This is a genomic window from Pantoea sp. PNT03 (genome assembly GCF_014852515.1).
Lineage (GTDB): Bacteria > Pseudomonadota > Gammaproteobacteria > Enterobacterales > Enterobacteriaceae > Pantoea > Pantoea leporis.
In genome coordinates, this window is the sequence record NZ_JACVBT010000003.1 from 106,558 (window position 1) to 125,634 (window position 19,077).

Here is a 19,077-nt window from a genome sequence, read left to right on the forward strand (position 1 = left end):
CCTGCTGTCTCAGGGATTCTCCTGCCTGATGGATTCTTTATAGCGCAACCAGTCAAAAGAGGAACCGGGATCGGTTTTCCGCTCTGGTGCGATATCGCTATGGCCGGTGATGCGCGCAGGCGTCAACGGATAGTGCTGCAGCAGGAGTTGAGTCACCTGTTGCAAAGTCGCGTACTGGGCATCGGTATAGGGCAGCGTATCAGTGCCTTCCAGTTCAATGCCCATGGAAAAATCGTTGCAGCTTTCACGTCCTTCAAACTGCGACACGCCGGCGTGCCAGGCGCGCTGATCGAAAGAGACGTATTGCACCAGCTCGCCGTCGCGACGGATTAAACAGTGCGCCGCCACGCGTAAATGGGCGATGTCCGCAAAATAGGGATGCGCATCGGCAGGCAACGTGCCGGTAAATAAGCGATCAATCCACGGCCCGCCAAACTCACCGGGCGGTAAGCTGATGTTGTGAATCACCAACAGCGAGGGCACTTCATCATTTGGACGCTGATTGAAGTGTGGTGAAGGTACTTTACGCGCGCTGGTAATCCAGCCCTCTTCCAGTTTCATGCTGTTAAATCCTAAGCAAAATCAGGCTGAGAATAACATGTTTCACCCAGCAGACTTGCGACTTAATGCGCCGATGCGGCCGAGTTCAGGATACTAAACATTTCACCACCAGCAACTGGCAATGGTCGATAAATCAGGCTAAGGTGAGCGCACGAAATTTCGTCTTGTGGAGTGGCAAAACCATGGCAACGCGTCGTTACGATCCCGATCATCGCCGTCAGGAACTGATTAAACGTATAGAACAGGATATCCCGGAAGCCGTTGCCCGTGCGCTTCAGGAGGATTTAGGCGGCGAAGCGGATGCGGATCGCGATATCACCGCGTTGCTGCTGCCGGCAGAAAAGCAGGCGGTGGCAAAAGTCATCACTCGTGAAGCCGGTGTTTTTTGTGGTAAACGCTGGGTAGAGGAAGTTTTTATCCAGCTCGGTAATAAAGTCACTCTTAACTGGCATGTAGAAGATGGACAAGCGCTGGTTGCCGATCAGCTGCTGTTCGAGCTTACCGGCCCGGCGCGCCTGCTGTTAACCGCAGAACGCACCGCACTCAACTTCGTGCAGACGCTCTCTGGCGTGGCCACCGAGGTTAGCCGTTATGTCGCCCTGCTGGCGGGCAGCGAAACCCAGTTGCTTGATACACGCAAGACCTTGCCAGGCCTGCGTACCGCGCTGAAATATGCGGTGCTGTGCGGTGGCGGTAATAACCACCGTTTAGGCCTGTCGGATGCTTTCCTGATTAAAGAAAACCACATTATCGCCAGCGGCTCGGTGCGTAACGCCGTAGAAAAAGCGCTGTGGCTGTCGCCGGATGTGCCGGTAGAAGTTGAAGTTGAATCGCTGACGGAACTGCAGGATGCCATCGATGCCGGAGCGGACATCATCATGCTCGACAACTTCAGCCTTGAGATGATGCATGCAGCGGTTGCGCTAACCCACAAACGCGCGCTGCTGGAAGTCTCTGGCAACATAACCGAAACCACGCTGCCACAAATTGTCCAGACCGGCGTTGATTATGTCTCTGTTGGTGCGCTGACCAAACATGTACGTGCGCTGGATCTGTCGATGCGTTTCCGCGAGCTTTAATGCCCCGTTCTGACGCGTGTTAGTGCGGCAAATATGCGAGCTGGCTTCCAAAATGCTGTTATCTCCGCTGTAAATCTGACGATTCTCTGCGCGATGCTTTCCAGCCTCGCGCAGCCATGACTTCCGCTTTCCCTCGCCCTTTTCTACCGTAGCGGCTCCACAACAAGGAGCCTCACTATGGACAGACAACGCGGTTTTACCCTTATCGAATTAATGATTGTGATTGGCATCGTCGCCATTCTCAGCGCCATCGGTTTACCGGCTTATCAAAACTACCTGCAACGCGCAGCGCTCACCGACATGCTGCAAACCATGGTGCCGTACAAAACAGCAGTAGAACTCTGTGCCATTGAGCGCGGCGGACCGGCGCAGTGTCAGGCAGGAGAACGCGGCATTCCGGTGGCCAAAGGTTCGCGCTATGTGGCAACGCTGAGCGTGGTCAACGGAACCATCAACCTGACCGGCCAGGAAAGTCTCAGCGGATTAACGGTTGAAATGCTGCCGATTTGGAGCGCAACGGATGGCACGTTGAGCTGGCAACGCACTTGTACCAGCGATAACAGCAGCCTGCGCGATAGCTGCCTCGAGCAGTTTCGCTTTGCCGACAAGGATGCCAACTGATGGACAACCCTAATAGTGCGCTGCACACGTTGTGCGCCCGTTATCAGGCGGTGATTCTGCACCATGACGCCACACTACTGCGCGTAGCGGTAGCCGACACACCCGATCCGCTGCTGCTGGAAGCGCTACAGTTCGCCAGCCAGTGCAAGGTGGAGGTCGAGTGCTGGCCTGCGGCACGGCTTGAGCAGTTGCTGCACGAGCCGGATGCCGCTGCAGCACCACGTGAACAGGCCAGCGCTGAGTCAGCGATTAACGCGGTCGATCAGATTTTGCGCCAGGCCATTCAGCGGCGCGCCTCAGATGTGCATTTTGAACCGCAGCGCCATGGACTGCGGGTGCGTCTGCGCATCGATGGCGTGTTGCACAAACTACCGCAGCCTTCTGAAGCACAACCCGCTGCGATTCTGGCGCGCCTAAAAATTCTCGGAGGATTGGATATCGCCGAACGGCGTCTGCCGCAGGACGGACAGTTTACGCTGGAAATAGAGGACAAACTGGCGGCGTTTCGTCTCTCAACGCTACCGGTAAGCCAGGGCGAAAAAGCCGTGGTGCGGCTGCTACAAAGTGAAAACAGCGCCATCACCCTCGATAAACTCGGCATGCCCGCAGCACAGCTGCGTTTACTGAAAAACGCGCTAGCGAAACCGCAGGGTTTGATTCTGGTCACCGGACCGACCGGCAGCGGTAAAACCTTCACGCTCTATAGCGGGTTAAGCGCGCTTAATGTGCCAGAGAAGAACGTTTGTAGCGTGGAAGATCCGGTTGAGATCCCGCTGGATGGTATTAATCAAACGCAGATCCAGCCGCGTAGCGGGCTCGATTTCAATCGTGTGCTGCGCGCACTACTGCGCCAGGATCCCGATGTGATTATGGTGGGGGAAATCCGTGATGCCGAGACGGCCAGCATCGCCGTTAAAGCAGCGCAGACCGGCCATCTGGTGCTTTCCACACTGCATACTAACTCGACTGCTGAAACCCTGACGCGCCTGCGCCAGATGGATATTCCCGGTTATCTGCTGGGCCCCGCTTTGCAGTTGGTGGTGGCGCAGCGTCTGGTCAGACGCTTGTGCGTGCATTGCCGTCAGCCGGGACAAGCCATCGCCCATCTGCCGGCCGAACTCTGGCCGGGCACACTGCAAACCTGGCGAGCGCCGGGCTGTGATCACTGCTTCTCCGGCTATTACGGGCGGCTGGCACTGTTTGAAGTCTTGCCGCTAACCAGCAAATTGCAGAATGCTATCTCGGCAGATATGCCGCTGGAACATCTGCTAACGCTGGCAAATGAACAGGGAATGAAAACATTGCTAGCTGCGGGGCTGGAAGCAGTAAGTCGCGGCGATACTTCTTTTGAAGAGATGCAGCGCGTGGTGGGACTGGGCGATGGCTAATCTCTATCATTTCCGCTGGCAGGCTCTTGATACCATGGGTGTGCTGCAGGAGGGCGAATCACTTAATGCCAGCCAGGATGCGTTGCTCAATCAACTCTCCGATCGCGGCATGCTGCCGGTGAACTGGCAGCGTGGAAAATGCTGGCGTTCGCGCGACTGGAAGTGGCAGCAAAAAATCGATTTGGTGCGGCAACTGGCGACGCTGCTCAAGGCCGGCTTACCGCTGGCGGAAAGTCTGATTCTGCTGGCAGAAGGCCATCCTCATGCCGGTTGGCGGGTATTACTGAAAGGATTGCAGCGCCGCGTCATCGCCGGTGAGCCCTTCTCGCAAGCCTTGCAGGAGTGGCCGCAAATCTTTCCCCCGCTGTTTCCCGCTTTGATGCAAGTGGGTGAATTAACCGGCCAACTCGACGAGTGCTGTCGCCAGCTGGCGCAGCAGCAAAGCAAGCAGCAATACTTACGGCAAAAAGTGGTGAAGGCGCTGCGCTATCCCCTGTTTATCTTGCTGGTAGCGCTCGCGGTCAGTGCTGGCATGCTGCTGTTTGTTTTGCCAGAATTTGTCTCTGTCTATGCCAGTTTTGATGCGCCGCTGCCCGCTTTTACTGCTGCGGTGATGTCGCTGTCAGAACTGCTGCAGAAGGCCGCGCTGCCGCTGTCGCTGGTAGGTGCCGTATTACTGATGATTGTGCAGCAGACTTATCGACGTTCGGTACCGTGGCAAAAGCGCGTACATCAATGGTTACTGCGTATGCCACTGTTATCTCCGCTGTGGCGCGGCGGGCAGCTCAGCCAGATATACGCCATCCTGCAACTTACACAACAATCCGGTTTGACCTTGTTGCAAAGCCTGCAGGCGGTTGAAGTGACCTTGGTATCGCGATTGTGGCGCGATGCCATCGTTCAGTTGCAGCAGCACATTGCTGCGGGTGCGCCGCTGCATCAGGCGCTGCAACAGCATCTGCTGTTTACACCTCTTTGTGCCCAACTCATCCGAGTGGGTGAAGAAGCGGGTGCATTAGATGTGATGCTGGCACGGCTGGCGGAGTGGCATGAGGCGCAAACATTAGCGCGCGCTGATGCTCTGGCGGCATCGCTGGAACCGATGATGATGGTGGTAATCGGCGGGATAGTTGGCACTTTAGTGATTGCAATGTATCTGCCGGTATTTGGTCTTGGTGATGCCATTCGATGACGGGCACGCTCGATGCGCGCCCGTTGTCTGAGATCAGCGAGTGAACACACGGTTCTCTTGTTCAGCGACGCGGATAAAGGTGGTGCGTTTCGTCAACTCTTTCAATCGTTCTGCACCGACGTAGGTACAGGCTGAGCGTAAACCGCCAAGGATATCTTTAACCGTCTCCTCAACCGGGCCGCGCACTGGCAACCGCACGGTTTTGCCTTCCGCCGCACGGTATTGCGCAACACCGCCAACGTGGCGTTTCATCGCCGATTCGGAGCTCATGCCGTAGAACAGCATAAATTTCTCACCCTGTTCTTCGACGATGGTTCCTTCACACTCGTCATGTGCCGCAAGCATGCCGCCGAGCATGGTGAAATCTGCACCGCCCCCGAAAGCTTTGGCAATGTCACCTGGAACCGAGCAGCCGCCGTCGCTGACGATCTGTCCGCCTAAACCGTGTGCCGCATCTGCGCACTCGATAACGGCAGAAAGCTGAGGATAACCAACGCCGGTCTTCACGCGTGTAGTGCACACTGAGCCGGGGCCAATACCCACTTTGACGATGTCTGCGCCAGACAAAATCAGTTCTTCCACCATTTCACCGGTAACCACGTTGCCTGCGCAGATGGTTTTACCAGGGAAGCTTTCACGCACGCGCAGCAGGAACTGAACGAAGTGCTCAGAGTAGCCGTTAGCAACGTCGATACAGATAAAGTTGAGCTGCGGTGATAACGCCAGAATGGCGGATAACTTCGTGAAATCTGATTCTGAGGTACCGGATGAGACCATCACATGACTCAGCACCGCCGCTGGCGCGCGCTGCACAAACGCCTGCCACTCTTGCACGCTGTAATGTTTATGCACTGCGGTCAGTACGTTAAAACTCGCCAGGGCTTCAGCCATCGTGAAAGTACCGACGGTATCCATGTTGGCGGCAATAATCGGTATGCCACTCCAGTTCAAGCCTGAGTGTTTAAAGGTGAAGGTGCGTTCCAGCTCAACCTCGGAACGGCTTTTCAAAGTGGAACGTTTTGGGCGGATCAAAACATCTTTAAAGCCCAGTTTTAGATCTTCTTCAATGCGCATAGCTGATTATCCTGGTTAGTGACGACGAACCGCGGTTCGGGTAGCGCTCACGGCTCCAGTGTCGTTATCATACGCGCCATTCGTTCCGCGACAAGACTGCGAATTTCACTTTATTTAGGCTACAATCCCTTAAATTTAGCTGAGAAAATTGATTGTGATCATGCTCTCATCTTGCTGTGGTTAATCGCCGCTCACGATATAAATTTTGCGAGAACGCTATGCCTTATACCGTTGCGCTCACCGGCGGCATTGGCAGTGGTAAAACCACTATTGCCAACGCTTTCGCAGCGCTAGGCGTTGATATTATTGACGCTGACGTCATTGCCAGAGAAGTTGTTGAGCCCGGAACGCCTGCTCTAAAGGCGATTGCTCAGCGTCATGGAGATACCATTTTGACGGCAGAAGGCACGCTCTATCGTGCGCGGCTTCGTGAAATTATTTTCCAACAGCCACAAGAGAAAAACTGGCTCAATCAGTTGCTTCATCCACTCATCAACGCCCGCACGCAACAATTAAAATTATTGGCCACCTCACCTTATGTGCTTTGGGTGGTGCCGCTGTTGGTCGAAAACGGCTTACAGCATCAGGCCGATCGCGTGTTGGTCGTGGATGTGGATACCGCCACGCAGTTGCAACGCACCCAACAGCGAGATGGTATTTCGCTAAGTCAGGCGAAAAATATTCTTGCCGCACAGGCTAGTCGCGAACAGCGTCGGGCCTGTGCGGATGACATCATTGATAACAGTGGTACGCCTGAACAGGTGCTACCGCGCGTTGCTGAGCTTCACCAGCGCTATCTACGCCTGGCAGCAACCGGAAAGGATTAACATCATGAGCACAATTGTTCTGTTTGAACACCCATTGAATGAGAAGATGCGCACCTTGCTGCGCGTCGAATATCTGATTGATCAGCTGCATGAAACGGTGCCGGTTAACGGTTCGGTATCAGCACTCGGCGTTTTCCGTATTCTTAGCGATTTACTGGATATTTTTGAGCGCGGAGATATGCGCACTGAATTGTTAAAAGAACTGGAGCGCCAGCAACAAAAATTACGCGCCTGGCTGGATGTGCCAGGCATTGATGAACTGCGCGTGAATGATCTGCGTCAGCAGCTGAAGCAATGCTCAAGCGAACTCATGGCGGCACCGCGCATGGGCCAACAGTTACGTGAAGATCGCCTGGTTGCTCTGGTACGTCAGCGTTTGAGCATTCCCGGCGGCTGCTGCAGTTTCGATCTACCCAGCCTGCACATCTGGCTGCATCAGGAGCAAGCGGTGCGAGATGTTCAGGTGAATGGCTGGCTGGCATCACTGAATCCGCTGCGTAATAGTTTGACGATGATCCTCGATTTGGTGCGTCAGTCTGGCATATTTCGTCATCAAACCAGCCTCAACGGTTTTTATCAGGATAACGCCGAAGGATCCGATTTACTGCGCCTGCAATTAACTCTGGAAGATGCGCTGTACCCACAAGTCTCGGGTCACAAAAGCCGTTATGCGATTCGTTTCCTGCCATTAGACAGCGAACGCGGAGAAGTACCAGCCCGACTGAATTTTGAATTAGCTTGTTGTTAGAGGAAGTTATGCCGGAAGAGATAATTACCGTACCTTGCCCCAATTGTCGTCGCGATGTGATTTGGGATGAGTTGAGCCCGTGGCGGCCATTCTGCAGCAAACGTTGCCAGCTGATTGATTTAGGTGAATGGGCAGCAGAAGAGAAACGTATTCCCAGCAGCGGTGACCAGATGGACAGCGATGACTGGAGCGAAGAACAGCAGTAAAAAGTAAGGGGCTTAGCGCCCCTTCACTTAAATCTCGCCAGCCACTAATCGGCTGATCAATTCATGGTTCGCAGGCGGAAATTCATCCGCGACCAAATCCTGCTGTTCCACCCAACGCTGTGGCTGACCTTCACGACCATAAGGTTCGCCGTTCCAGCCTTCAACCAGGAAGAAATGCAGCGTAACGCGCAGATCTTCATAACTGTGATCGGCCTGACCAATCGCGCTTGCCGACGTGACTTCAATACCGGTTTCTTCCATCAGCTCACGCTTGAGCGCCTGCTCGGCAGATTCATCTTGTTCAATTTTTCCGCCGGGAAACTCCCACTTATTCGCCATATAGGAGCTTGCCGCACGCTGGGCAAGGAAGATTTGACGTTCTGTATTGCGAATGATGCCCACCGCAACCTGCAGGTGTTTCATAAGCTGGATTCCGCTTTTTTAATAAAATGAGCGCTGAGTGTAAATCAGACATCGAGTGATGTTAACCGTTGAGAGGAAAGTGACGTCCCACGCCCTACAAAAGCCAGTGATTAAGACATGTCGTAAGGATCGCAACCGGGAATGTTGGGAATACTCGCAGCACTTTCTTCTGTTAAACCCGACTACCTATGGAATTCAAAGAAACAACGTTTCTGGCGCAAACTACGCCGGAACAATTACATGCCCTACGCCATCTGGTATTTCATGACATCCTGACGTTAGACAGCGCAAAGAACACCTTAACATGGTGGCCTGAACACAAAGTTATTTCGTTGAATGAAGCGCAAAAACGATTCTTCTCCTGTCTGTTGCTGCGGATTACCTCGAAGCGTCAGATTATTGCCACCGTTTGGAATGAGAGCTATCCGAGCATCAGCGATAACAATTACCATCAGCTACTGTTCCAAAGCCGGGCGCTGTTGAAGCGAGCTGGCTTACCGGATGGTTTACTGGTCACGCTGCCGTATCATGGCGTGCGCCTAAATGAAGAGAAACTCATGGCGATAACACGCTAAATCGTCAGCAAAAAAAAGGAGCCCGAAGGCTCCTTTTTTATCAGGCCAGACGGCCGTGGCACTGCTTGTATTTTTTGCCGGAACCACATGGGCAGAGATCATTACGGCCCACTTTACGCTCCCCGCCTTGTGCGGCTAACGCTTCGGCTGCTGCGGTGGCATCATCAACATGGCTCAGCTGCTGCTGTTGCGCTAAACGCTCCGCTTCTTCACGGCGCTGCTGCTCCATCGCTTCCACTTCTTCTGGCATGCGCACTTGAACTTTGCTCAGGGTGCTAATCACTTCGTACTTCAGTGATTCAAGCATCGCCGCAAACATAGAGAAGGATTCACGCTTGTATTCCTGCTTCGGATCTTTCTGGGCATAACCGCGCAGGTGGATGCCCTGACGCAGGTAATCCATCGCTGCCAGATGCTCTTTCCACAACGAATCCAGCGTTTGCAGCATCACGCCTTTCTCAAAGTTACGCATCATCTCTTTGCCAACCACTTCTTCTTTAGCAGCATAGCTTTCCGCGGCGTGGGTCATAATACGTTCGCGCAGCGTCTCTTCGTGAAGATCGGGCTCTTTATCCAACCACTCAGCAATAGGCAAGTTCAGATCGAAGTCGTTACGCAGACGTTCTTCCAGGCCGGCAACATCCCACATCTCTTCCAGTGACTGCGGCGGAATGTAGGTATCAATGGTAGTTTTGTAGACATCTTCACGGATGCTATTGATGGTTTCAGACACATCAGACACATCCAGCAGTTCGTTACGCTGGCTGTAGATGGCGCGACGCTGATCGTTGGCAACGTCATCGTATTCCAACAGCTGTTTACGAATATCGAAGTTGCGGCTCTCCACTTTACGCTGCGCGTTGGCAATCGCTTTAGTCACCCATGGATGCTCGATTGCTTCGCCTGGCTTCATGCCCAGTTTACGCATCATGTTCGATACGCGATCTGAAGCGAAGATACGCATTAATGCATCTTCCATCGACAGGTAGAAGCGTGAAGAACCGGCATCACCCTGACGACCCGCACGACCACGCAGCTGGTTATCGATACGGCGAGATTCGTGACGCTCAGTACCAATAATGTGCAGACCGCCTGCAGCCAGCACCGCATCGTGACGCAGTTTCCACGCTTCTTTCATCGCCTGAATCTGCTCTTCGGTTGGCTCGTCCATTGCGGCGAGCTCAGCCTGCCAGCTCCCGCCCAGCACGATATCGGTACCACGACCGGCCATGTTGGTTGCGATAGTAACCGCTGCAGGTTGACCCGCCTGAGCAACGATATCCGCTTCGCTGGCATGGAATTTGGCATTCAGTACGCTGTGTTTAATGCCCGCGCGCGTCAGTTCATTGGAAACGACTTCAGATTTCTCAATCGAAATTGTACCCACTAACACCGGCTGCCCTTTAGCAGTGCAGGCACGGATGTCTTCGATAATGGCGTCAATCTTCTCTTTCTCGGTCATGTAGACCAGATCGGCCATATCTTTACGCACCATCGGACGGTTGGTTGGCACCACGATCGTGTCGAGCTTATAGATGGAGCTGAATTCGAATGCTTCGGTATCTGCGGTACCGGTCATACCGGCCAGTTTCTCGTAGATACGGAAGTAGTTCTGGAAGGTAATGGAAGCCAGCGTCTGGTTTTCATTCTGGATTTCCACGCCTTCTTTCGCTTCAACCGCCTGATGCAGACCATCTGACCAGCGGCGACCTTGCATGGTACGGCCGGTGTGTTCATCAACGATGACCACTTCGCCATCTTTAACGATGTAATCAACATCGCGGGTGAAGAGTGCATGAGCACGCAGCGCCGCAGTAACGTGGTGCATCAGCATGATGTTGGTTGGGGAGTAGAGTGACTCGCCCTCTACCATAATGTTTTGGCTAACCAGCAGCTCTTCAACTTTTACCAGGCCGCGCTCGCTCATGTGTGCCTGGCGCGCTTTTTCATCGACCCAGAAATCGCCTTCGCCCTGGAAGGTTTCAGAGTCTTCTTTTTCCTGACGCACCAGATGCGGGATGATCTTGTTAACTTTGGTATACAGCTCAGAGCTGTCTTCCGCCGGACCAGAGATGATCAATGGCGTACGTGCTTCATCGATCAGGATTGAGTCGACTTCATCCACCAAAGCGTAATGCAGCTTACGCTGGACGCGCTCTTCCGGACTGAACGCCATGTTGTCGCGCAGGTAGTCGAAGCCGTATTCGTTGTTGGTGCCGTAGGTGATGTCAGCGGCATAAGCTGCACGCTTAGCCACGGCTGGCATGTTTGGCAGGTTAATGCCGATGGTCAGGCCAAGGAATTCAAACAGTGCACGGTTATTTTCGGCATCACGCTGCGCCAGATAGTCATTGACGGTAACAACGTGCACGCCTTTGCCGCTCAGCGCGTTCAGGTAAGCGGGCAGAGTCGCGGTCAGGGTTTTACCTTCACCGGTGCGCATCTCTGCGATGCAACGTTCGTTGAGCACCATGCCGCCAATCAGCTGCACATCAAAGTGACGCATACCGAAGACGCGCTTACTTGCTTCACGTACGGTGGCAAAGGCCTCAGGAATCAGGCTCTCAAGGCTTTCGCCTTTTTTCAGGCGCTCGCGGAACAGGTCAGTTTTCGCTTTCAGTTCATCGTCAGAGAGCTTTACGAAATCCGGCTCCATCTTATTGATGACGTCGACGATTTTGCGCATACGGCGCAGAGTACGATCATTGCTGCTGCCGAATACTTTAGTTAATAATTTGATTAACATGATAAATTTTTCTCAATTCAGCCGTTATTTCACGGGCTGCAAAATCTGATTCAGGATGTGGAAAAAACGTTAGCAGTTAAGCAATGAAAGGCCCGGCGCGGATGCCATGAATAGCAGCTTGCCAATCAGCAGAGGAAAGGATTTGTGGTTCGTTGTGACGCAGGTTTTGTTGCGGCTCAACAACGGTCAGCGATTGCGCCGGAGAAGTCAGCAACGCCTGAAGCGAACCTATCAACGCCAGCTTTTGTGCCGCCAGCGGCACAGCTTGATCGGCTTCCGCCTGAGCGGGCGGCGTCATACTAAAGGAAAGGTGGCGAATAACGGTGCGAATCGCATGCTGGTGCCAGTAATCGACGTTGAAATTCGGTCGACGCGCGCTTTCCTGCAGACGAATCAGATGGTCAAAATGGACAACATTGCCGACAAACAGGCTGCTGATCGGCGAATCATTTGCTTTAGGCTCAGAACTTTGCGCACAGGCAGGCAAACCTAAACTGGCCGCCACCATCCCCAACAGGAGATGTGGCCAGAAATAGCGTCTGCCTAATTGTCGCCAGCGTGAGAAAATCCCGATCACAATCCGTCCACAATGCATTGAATAAAGTAATAAAGCGGTAGCAAAAATCTGCGTTACCCAGCTTATGTGAGCGCCAGATGATAGCACTTATGTGGGGCTACGACACCAGTGATTAAAGGGGCTTCGGCGGAATTCACGTTTTTTTGTACAGGGTTTCGCCAGTTGCTACAGCGAATTGAGATCGGCTTGGCAGGAATAAAAATGAGGCAATAAAAAACGGCAGATTAAACTGACCGGAGAGGGTGTCAGCGAAACCTGCCGTTTTATGTCTGACTTACGCCAGAACTAAATTTGGTGCTTTGAATGCCAGTGGCAGTTCAGCTTCATCTTCGAAGGTCGCCCATTCCCAGGCTTCCTGTTTAGCCAGAACCGCTTGCAGCAACTTGTTGTTCAACGCATGGCCCGATTTAAAGGCGGTAAACGCGCCAATAACATTATGACCGCACATGAACAGGTCGCCGATCGCATCGAGCATTTTATGACGAACAAATTCGTCTTCAAAGCGCAGACCGTCTTCGTTTAATACGCGGAAATCATCAAGGCCAATCGCACAATCTAAACTACCGCCCAGGCACAGGCCTTTAGACTGCAGATATTCGATTTCACGCATAAAGCCAAAGGTGCGCGCACGGCTGATTTGGCGAACAAAGTTCTCAGCTGAGAAGTTGAGCTGGTAACGCTGCGAGCTTGAGTCGATCGCTGGATGTTTGAAGTCGATAGTAAAGTCAAGTGAGAAACCGTTATACGGCTTGATCTCGGCCCACTTATCGCCATCTTCCACACGCACCGTTTGCTTAACGCGTACGAATTTCTTCGCGCTGCTTAGCTCTTCGATGCCAGCGTCCATCAGCAAATAGACAAAAGGCGCGGCACTGCCATCCATGATCGGGATTTCCGGTGCATCAACTTCAACAATAATGTTGTCGATGCCCAAGCCCGCCAATGCGGCGTTCAGATGTTCAACGGTTGAAATACGCACGCCTTCATCGTTCACCAGGCAAGTACTCAGCATGGTGTCGCGCACATATTTTGCATCAGCCGGGAAATCTACCGGTGGATTCAAGTCAGTGCGACGATAGATGACCCCGGTGTTAGCCGACGCAGGGCGTAACGTCAGTGTGACTTTCTTGCCGGTATGTAAACCGACACCAGTCGCCTGAACAATACGTTTTAATGTCCTTTGTTTGATCATCGCTTTATCTCGCAATATTACCTGTCCGACCGCCAGTATAAATTACCAGCGGGCGAATACTTTAGCACAAAGAGCGGAGAATCCCAATTCTCGGGATATTCTTAATCAGCTTGCTTACGCAAGAAGGCTGGAATATCAAGGTAATCGGGTTCTTTGCTGGATGCCGCCGGTTGGTCATTCACCACTTTCGCAGCCGGTTTCTGCTCCTGCGGCAGCGGCGCCATGCCGTGCTGCTGGTAGCGATGATCCATCACTGGCTGAGTGGCCGGCTTGTTGGTCACCAGCGTGATTTCCGGACGCTTATCCATGCCGATGCCGGTTGCAACTACGGTCACACGCAGTTCGTCGTTCATCTCTGGATCCAGAGAAGTACCGATAACCACGGTTGCGTTGTCAGAAGCGAAGGCGCGGATGGTGTTACCCACGGTTTCAAACTCATCAAGACGCAGGTCGAAGCCCGCAGTAATGTTGACCAGCACGCCGCGCGCGCCAGACAGATCGATGTCTTCCAACAGCGGAGAAGAGATAGCCATCTCTGCCGCTTCTTCCGCACGATCTTCACCACATGCCACGCCTGAACCCATCATGGCGTAACCCATTTCTGACATCACGGTACGCACGTCCGCAAAGTCAACGTTCATCAGGCCAGGACGGGTAATCAGTTCAGCGATACCCTGTACAGCGCCTTTCAATACGTCGTTGGCTGCGCCGAACGCATCCAACAGAGAAATACCGCGACCCAGAACTTTCAGCAGCTTGTCGTTTGGAATAGTAATCAGTGAATCGACATGCTTAGACAGTTCAGCGATACCTTGCTCAGCAAAAGCCATACGCTTTTTGCCTTCAAAGTTGAACGGTTTAGTTACCACCGCAACGGTCAGGATACCCAAATCTTTTGCCACTTCAGCCACAACTGGCGCTGCACCAGTACCGGTACCGCCGCCCATGCCAGCTGCGATGAACACCATGTCTGCACCATCCAGCGCAGCACGCAGTGCTTCGCGATCCTCTTCTGCAGAGTTACGGCCCACTTCTGGGTTCGCACCTGCACCAAGACCTTTGGTGATATTGGTCCCGATCTGGATCGTCTGGCCGACCGCTGTCTTACGCAACGCTTGCGCGTCGGTGTTCACAGCGAAGAATTCCACACCTTCGATACGCTCGCGTACCATGTGCTCTACGGCGTTGCCACCGCCACCGCCGACGCCGATGACTTTAATCACCGCGTCATTGGTTAATTCCATAGGTTCAAACATGATTTCTCTCCGTTATGTGCCTGTCGCCTGGAGATCATAAACATTGCCAGCATGATCTCCTTTTTCAAAAATTAAAACTCTTTCTTCAGCCAGCTGTTGATTCGCTTGAACCAGTTGCCCACTGAAGCACGTTTTTCCGTTTCTGCATCACCGTTCATGTGTGACTCTTTGCCGTAATGCAGCAGACCAACCGCCGTAGAGTAATACGGCTCCTGCGCATAGTCCGTCAGGCCGGTGATGTTAAGCGGCTGTCCGATGCGCACTTGCGTGTGAAACACGCGCTGTGCGCAAGCTGCCAAACCTTCAATCTGCGCCGCACCACCGGTCAGCACGATACCGGCCGCCAGATGGTGTTTCACGCCTTGCTGGCGCAGCTGCTCCTGTAATTGCAGAATCTCGTCGTTGACCAGATTCAACAGTTCGGTGTAACGCGGCTCGATGACTTCAGCCAGCGTTTGACGCTGCAGGCTACGTGGTGGACGTCCACCTACGCTCGGCACTTCGACATTTTCGTCTTTGCCGACAATCGAGCCCAATGCACAACCGTGACGCACTTTAATCGCTTCTGCGTCGGTCGGCGGTGTACCAAAAGCGTAAGCGATATCGCTAGTTACCACGTTCCCGGCATACGGGATCACTTTAGTGTGACGCAGTGCACCGCCAGTATAGACAGCGATATCCATTGTACCGCCACCGATATCAACAACACAGACGCCCAGCTCACGTTCATCTTCCGTTAGTACGGAGAAACTGGATGCCAACCCGGCAAAAATCAGTTGGTCAACTTTCAGGCCGCAACGTTCAACGGCTTTGACAATATTTTTTGCCATATCGTTGTGGCACGTGATCAAATGTACTTTCGCCTGCATACGTACGCCAGAAAGTCCCACTGGATTCTTAATGCCTTCCTGATAATCGATGGCGTATTCCTGCGGGATAACATGCAGAATACGATGCTCATCACGCACGCGAACGGATTTCGCCGTATGCACCACGTTCTCTACATCATCCTGAGTCACTTCCTCTTCCGAAATCGGAACCATCCCGATTTCGTTCTGGCAACTGATATGTTTGCCCGATAAAGCAAGGTAGACCGAGGAAATCTGGCAGTCCGCCATCAATTCAGCCTGATCGATGGCGCGCTGTACGCATTTCACCACCGATTCCAGATCGTTTACGCCGCCTTTATCCATGCCGCGAGACGGGCAACTGCCCACCCCAATAATATTGACCATACCATCGGGCAGAATTTCCCCAACCAGGGCGGACACCTTCGCGGTGCCAATTTCGAGTCCTACTACCAGTTTTCTGTCCGTTGCCTTGATCATTGTGGTTTAGCCTGTGCCTGGTTCTGTTGCTGATTACTGTCCTGTGGCTCTATCGGTGCAGCGGCCCAACCGACTGCGGCGCCCGAATCGTAGCGCAAATCAACGTACGTGATGCGCTGGTTCTGACTCTGGCCCTGCTGCTGCAAATCCGGATAAAGCTCAATAAAACGGTTCAGACGCTTCATGGTATCGCTACGACCTAATTCGATGCGCACATCGTCACTGGTCACTAACTGCCACGAGCGCCGCGCCGTCATCGACGCGACCTTCAGGGTAAACTTGTTAGCCTTTAATACATCACTCATGGTGTAATAGCCGGCTAACACCTCGTTTTCACTGCCTTCCGGACCGTACAGCATCGGCAACGTTTCTTTGCCAACGTGACTGGCCGGAACGCTGAAGGAGACGCCAGCTGCGTCCACCATATGTGAGTCATTCCAGCGTGCAACCGGAACATACTCCACCAGATTTATCTTCAGCTCATCAGGCCACTGCTTGCGCACACTGACCTGCTTAATCCAGGGTAAACGCTCAATCTGCTGCTGGATGATATCCACGTTCTGCGACATGAAGGTTCCCGGCGCGCCAAGCGATAAAATGGCCTGACGAATATCATCATGCGTGGTGTAGTGGGTTTGCCCGGTCACCACCAGCTTCGATAACGGCAAGCGTGACGCGTCATTCATCCACTTCAGCACCACGAGGCCACCCGCCACCATAATGCCCAACACAATCAACAGGAACACCATGCCAAACAGTCGCGCACCGTTGCTGCGCCCGGAGCGTGTCCGCTCCTGAGGTTCGCGATTGCGTACTCGTATCGCTGCCTGAGACATATCAGTCAGCCAGCTCCAGAATACGCGCCACCAGCTGCGGGAAGCTGTATCCCGCTTGCTTCGCGGCCATCGGCACTAAACTGTGGCTGGTCATGCCGGGCGAAGTATTCACTTCCAGCAGCTGGAAGTTGCCCTCACCGTCAGCCATCACGTCCACGCGACCCCAGCCGCTGCAACCCAATGCGCGCCAGGCTGACCACACCAACGTCTGCAATTCTGCTTCCTGCTCGGCGCTTAATCCGCTCGGGCAGAAGTATTCAGTATCGTCAGAAATGTATTTAGCTTCATAGTCATAGAACTCGCTGGCGGTTTTAATTCTGATAGAAGGCAGAATTTGCTCACCCACGATGCCCACGGTGTATTCCGCGCCGCTCAGAAAAGCTTCGATCAGCACGTCATCATCATGACGAAAGGCTTCTTCAAGCGCTGCGGGTAATGCATCCGCATGGTTCACGCGGCTGATACCGACGCTAGAACCTTCGCAGCTTGGCTTGACAAATAGCGGTAAACCCAGCGCCTCAATGGCTTTGGTAGTATCCGCGTTTAAACCTTGTTCATGCTGCTGACGCGTCAGCCAAACAAATTTGCCTGAGGGTAATCCCCTGCCCTGCCACAGCAATTTGCTGCGCAGCTTATCCATGGTGATGGCGGAAGCCATCACACCGCTGCCGGTATAGGGCAGTTGCAGAAACTCCAGCACCGCTTGCAGCGTGCCGTCTTCACCACCACGACCGTGCAAAGCAATAAACGCTTTAGCGAAACCTTGCTGTTTCAGGTCAAGCACCGACACATCACGCGTATCGACTGCATGCGCACCAATGCCCATTTCACGCAGTCCGGCCAGCACTGCCGCACCGGACATCAGCGACACATCACGCTCGGCCGAGGTGCCGCCCATCAATACTGCAACCTTCTCAGTCATGGCGCGCCTCCGACTTAACGGCAGGCTGTAATTCGTTTTCGGCCAGCTTGCGGGCAATCTTGCCGATGTTGCCTGCACCCTGCACGATCACCAGATCGTCGCCCGACAGCAACGGTGCCAGCGCATCTGGCAGTGCGTCATGCTCAGAGACCAGAATCGGATCAACTTTGCCACGGTTACGAATCGCGCGGCACAGCGAGCGGCTATCAGCGCCGGGAATCGCCGCTTCACCCGCCGGATAGACATCCAGCATCAACAACACATCCACCTGCGACAGCACATTAGCGAAATCATCAAACAGGTCACGCGTACGCGTGTAGCGATGCGGCTGGAACACCATCACTAGCTTCTTGTCAGGCCAGCCCGCACGTGCGGCTTTGATGGTGACATCCACTTCGGTGGGATGGTGGCCGTAATCGTCGACCAGCATCGCACTGCCTGGATTACCATTGACGGCGGCGGTATCGAACTCGCCCAGCACGTCAAAGCGGCGTCCGGTGCCCTGGAAGCTCTCCAGCGCGGCCAGAATCGCGTTATCTTCAATCCCCTCTTCGCTGGCAACAGCTACCGCGGCGGCTGCGTTCAGCGCGTTATGACGGCCAGGCGCATTCAGCGTCACTTTCAGCACCGGCTTATCCTGACGAATAATGGTGAAGTGTCCTTGTGCGCCACGCTGCTCGTAATTCTCGATACGCACATCCGCGTCATCGCTGAAGCCGTAGGTGGTTACCTGGCGGCCTACGCGTGGGATCAGGTCACGAATCACTGCATCATCCACGCACATTACCGCGCGTCCATAGAATGGCAGGTTGTGCAGGAAGTTAATGAACGTCTGCTTCAGGTTCTCGAAATCGCCCTGATAAGTGTCCATGTGATCCGCTTCGATGTTGGTGACAATTGCCACCATCGGTTGCAGATGCAGGAAGGACGCATCACTTTCATCTGCTTCAGCAATCAGATAACGGCTGCTGCCCAGGCGCGCATGCGTGCCTGCGGCTTTAACCAAGCCACCGTTAACGAAGGTGGGATCCAGCCCGCCTTCCGCGTAAATGCTGGTCACCATCGCGGTGGTGGTGGTTTTACCGTGCGTGCCCGCAACCGCAATGCCGTGACGGAAACGCATCAGTTCAGCCAACATCTCAGCACGACGAATCACGGGAATACGCTGCTCACGGGCGGCAACCAGTTCAGGGTTATCCTGCGCTACGGCCGTCGACACCACGACAACGCTGGCATCGGTGACGTTTTCCGGACGATGGTTGAAATAAATCGTCGCACCCAGCGCAGCCAGATGCTGTGTCACCGCGTTCGGCGCCAAATCAGAACCGCTGATGTGATAGCCTTCGTTCGCCAACACCTCGGCAATACCGCCCATGCCAGCACCACCGATGCCGACAAAGTGAATGTGCCGGACGCGACGCATCTCGGGCACAATAGAACGCAGTTTTGCCAATTGTTGTGTATTCATCTGTTTCAATTACCTGTTTTTCCCGTTTGTACCTGCTGAAGGTACGGGCCAAATCAAC

General features: G+C 53.7%; 19 protein-coding genes. 8 read left to right on the forward strand and 11 right to left on the reverse strand.

What is annotated here, in order from left to right; translation table 11 throughout:
• Positions 1–9: 9 nt before the first annotated feature.
• On the reverse strand, positions 10–561 hold the full coding sequence (gene ampD / locus IB226_RS12260) for a 1,6-anhydro-N-acetylmuramyl-L-alanine amidase AmpD (RefSeq protein WP_101762099.1): 552 nt from the start codon (positions 559–561) through the stop codon (positions 10–12).
• A 182-nt stretch (positions 562–743) separates the two neighbouring features.
• Here ampD and nadC point away from each other — a divergent pair, with 182 nt between their 5' ends.
• From nadC to hofC, 4 genes are all read left to right on the forward strand, one after another.
• Positions 744–1,640 carry a carboxylating nicotinate-nucleotide diphosphorylase gene (gene nadC, locus IB226_RS12265; RefSeq protein ID WP_192235714.1) on the forward strand — a complete coding sequence of 299 codons (897 nt, stop codon included), beginning with the start codon at positions 744–746 and terminating at the stop codon, positions 1,638–1,640.
• Between the two features lie 177 nt (positions 1,641–1,817).
• Complete coding sequence (gene ppdD / locus IB226_RS12270; RefSeq protein WP_101762101.1) at positions 1,818–2,261, forward strand: prepilin peptidase-dependent pilin; 444 nt, start codon at positions 1,818–1,820, stop codon at positions 2,259–2,261.
• Positions 2,261–3,649 carry a type II secretion system protein GspE gene (gspE, locus tag IB226_RS12275; RefSeq protein ID WP_101762102.1) on the forward strand — a complete coding sequence of 463 codons (1,389 nt, stop codon included), beginning with the start codon at positions 2,261–2,263 and terminating at the stop codon, positions 3,647–3,649. The genes ppdD and gspE overlap by 1 nt, the downstream gene beginning before the upstream one ends.
• Positions 3,642–4,841, forward strand: a complete 1,200-nt coding sequence (gene hofC, locus IB226_RS12280; protein WP_192235716.1) for a protein transport protein HofC — start codon at positions 3,642–3,644, stop codon at positions 4,839–4,841. Before gspE ends, hofC begins: the two co-directional genes overlap by 8 nt.
• A gap of 33 nt (positions 4,842–4,874) precedes the next feature.
• Here the strand turns inward: hofC and IB226_RS12285 are convergent, their stop codons facing one another.
• Positions 4,875–5,915 carry a GMP reductase gene (locus IB226_RS12285; RefSeq protein ID WP_176970696.1) on the reverse strand — a complete coding sequence of 347 codons (1,041 nt, stop codon included), beginning with the start codon at positions 5,913–5,915 and terminating at the stop codon, positions 4,875–4,877.
• Between the two features lie 218 nt (positions 5,916–6,133).
• Between IB226_RS12285 and coaE the strand changes: the two genes are divergently transcribed.
• Genes coaE through yacG form a run of 3 tightly spaced genes read left to right on the forward strand, consistent with a single transcriptional unit; the run spans position 6,134 to position 7,696 of the window.
• Positions 6,134–6,742: a dephospho-CoA kinase gene (coaE, locus tag IB226_RS12290; RefSeq protein ID WP_101762105.1), complete on the forward strand. Its 609-nt coding sequence runs from the start codon at positions 6,134–6,136 to the stop codon at positions 6,740–6,742.
• 4 nt (positions 6,743–6,746) lie between these two features.
• On the forward strand, positions 6,747–7,490 hold the full coding sequence (gene zapD / locus IB226_RS12295) for a cell division protein ZapD (protein ID WP_192235718.1): 744 nt from the start codon (positions 6,747–6,749) through the stop codon (positions 7,488–7,490).
• Between the two features lie 8 nt (positions 7,491–7,498).
• Positions 7,499–7,696: a DNA gyrase inhibitor YacG gene (yacG, locus tag IB226_RS12300; protein ID WP_061718119.1), complete on the forward strand. Its 198-nt coding sequence runs from the start codon at positions 7,499–7,501 to the stop codon at positions 7,694–7,696.
• Between the two features lie 27 nt (positions 7,697–7,723).
• Here the strand turns inward: yacG and mutT are convergent, their stop codons facing one another.
• The gene (gene mutT / locus IB226_RS12305; RefSeq protein WP_101762107.1) at positions 7,724–8,119 is read right to left on the reverse strand and encodes an 8-oxo-dGTP diphosphatase MutT; all 396 of its coding nucleotides are present in this window, start codon (positions 8,117–8,119) and stop codon (positions 7,724–7,726) included.
• Positions 8,120–8,307: 188 nt separating this feature from the next.
• Here mutT and IB226_RS12310 point away from each other — a divergent pair, with 188 nt between their 5' ends.
• Positions 8,308–8,694, forward strand: a complete 387-nt coding sequence (locus tag IB226_RS12310; protein ID WP_101762108.1) for a response regulator — start codon at positions 8,308–8,310, stop codon at positions 8,692–8,694.
• 40 nt (positions 8,695–8,734) lie between these two features.
• Here the strand turns inward: IB226_RS12310 and secA are convergent, their stop codons facing one another.
• The 8 genes from secA to murC form a co-directional block, all read right to left on the reverse strand.
• Entirely contained in the window at positions 8,735–11,440 is a 2,706-nt protein-coding gene (secA, locus tag IB226_RS12315) for a preprotein translocase subunit SecA (protein ID WP_192235720.1), read from the reverse strand.
• A gap of 76 nt (positions 11,441–11,516) precedes the next feature.
• A complete protein-coding gene (gene secM / locus IB226_RS12320) occupies positions 11,517–12,017 on the reverse strand; it encodes a secA translation cis-regulator SecM (protein WP_338064763.1) in 501 nt (166 codons plus the stop codon).
• A gap of 274 nt (positions 12,018–12,291) precedes the next feature.
• Entirely contained in the window at positions 12,292–13,209 is a 918-nt protein-coding gene (gene lpxC / locus IB226_RS12325) for a UDP-3-O-acyl-N-acetylglucosamine deacetylase (RefSeq protein ID WP_097094933.1), read from the reverse strand.
• 101 nt (positions 13,210–13,310) lie between these two features.
• Entirely contained in the window at positions 13,311–14,465 is a 1,155-nt protein-coding gene (ftsZ, locus tag IB226_RS12330; RefSeq protein ID WP_008108602.1) for a cell division protein FtsZ, read from the reverse strand.
• A gap of 71 nt (positions 14,466–14,536) precedes the next feature.
• The gene (gene ftsA / locus IB226_RS12335) at positions 14,537–15,793 is read right to left on the reverse strand and encodes a cell division protein FtsA (RefSeq protein WP_007888634.1); all 1,257 of its coding nucleotides are present in this window, start codon (positions 15,791–15,793) and stop codon (positions 14,537–14,539) included.
• On the reverse strand, positions 15,790–16,629 hold the full coding sequence (gene ftsQ, locus IB226_RS12340) for a cell division protein FtsQ (protein WP_192235723.1): 840 nt from the start codon (positions 16,627–16,629) through the stop codon (positions 15,790–15,792). The genes ftsA and ftsQ overlap by 4 nt, the downstream gene beginning before the upstream one ends.
• A gap of 1 nt (position 16,630) precedes the next feature.
• Positions 16,631–17,551 carry a D-alanine--D-alanine ligase gene (locus IB226_RS12345; RefSeq protein ID WP_101762112.1) on the reverse strand — a complete coding sequence of 307 codons (921 nt, stop codon included), beginning with the start codon at positions 17,549–17,551 and terminating at the stop codon, positions 16,631–16,633.
• Complete coding sequence (murC, locus tag IB226_RS12350) at positions 17,544–19,019, reverse strand: UDP-N-acetylmuramate--L-alanine ligase (protein ID WP_101762113.1); 1,476 nt, start codon at positions 19,017–19,019, stop codon at positions 17,544–17,546. Before murC ends, IB226_RS12345 begins: the two co-directional genes overlap by 8 nt.
• Positions 19,020–19,077: the final 58 nt, after the last annotated feature.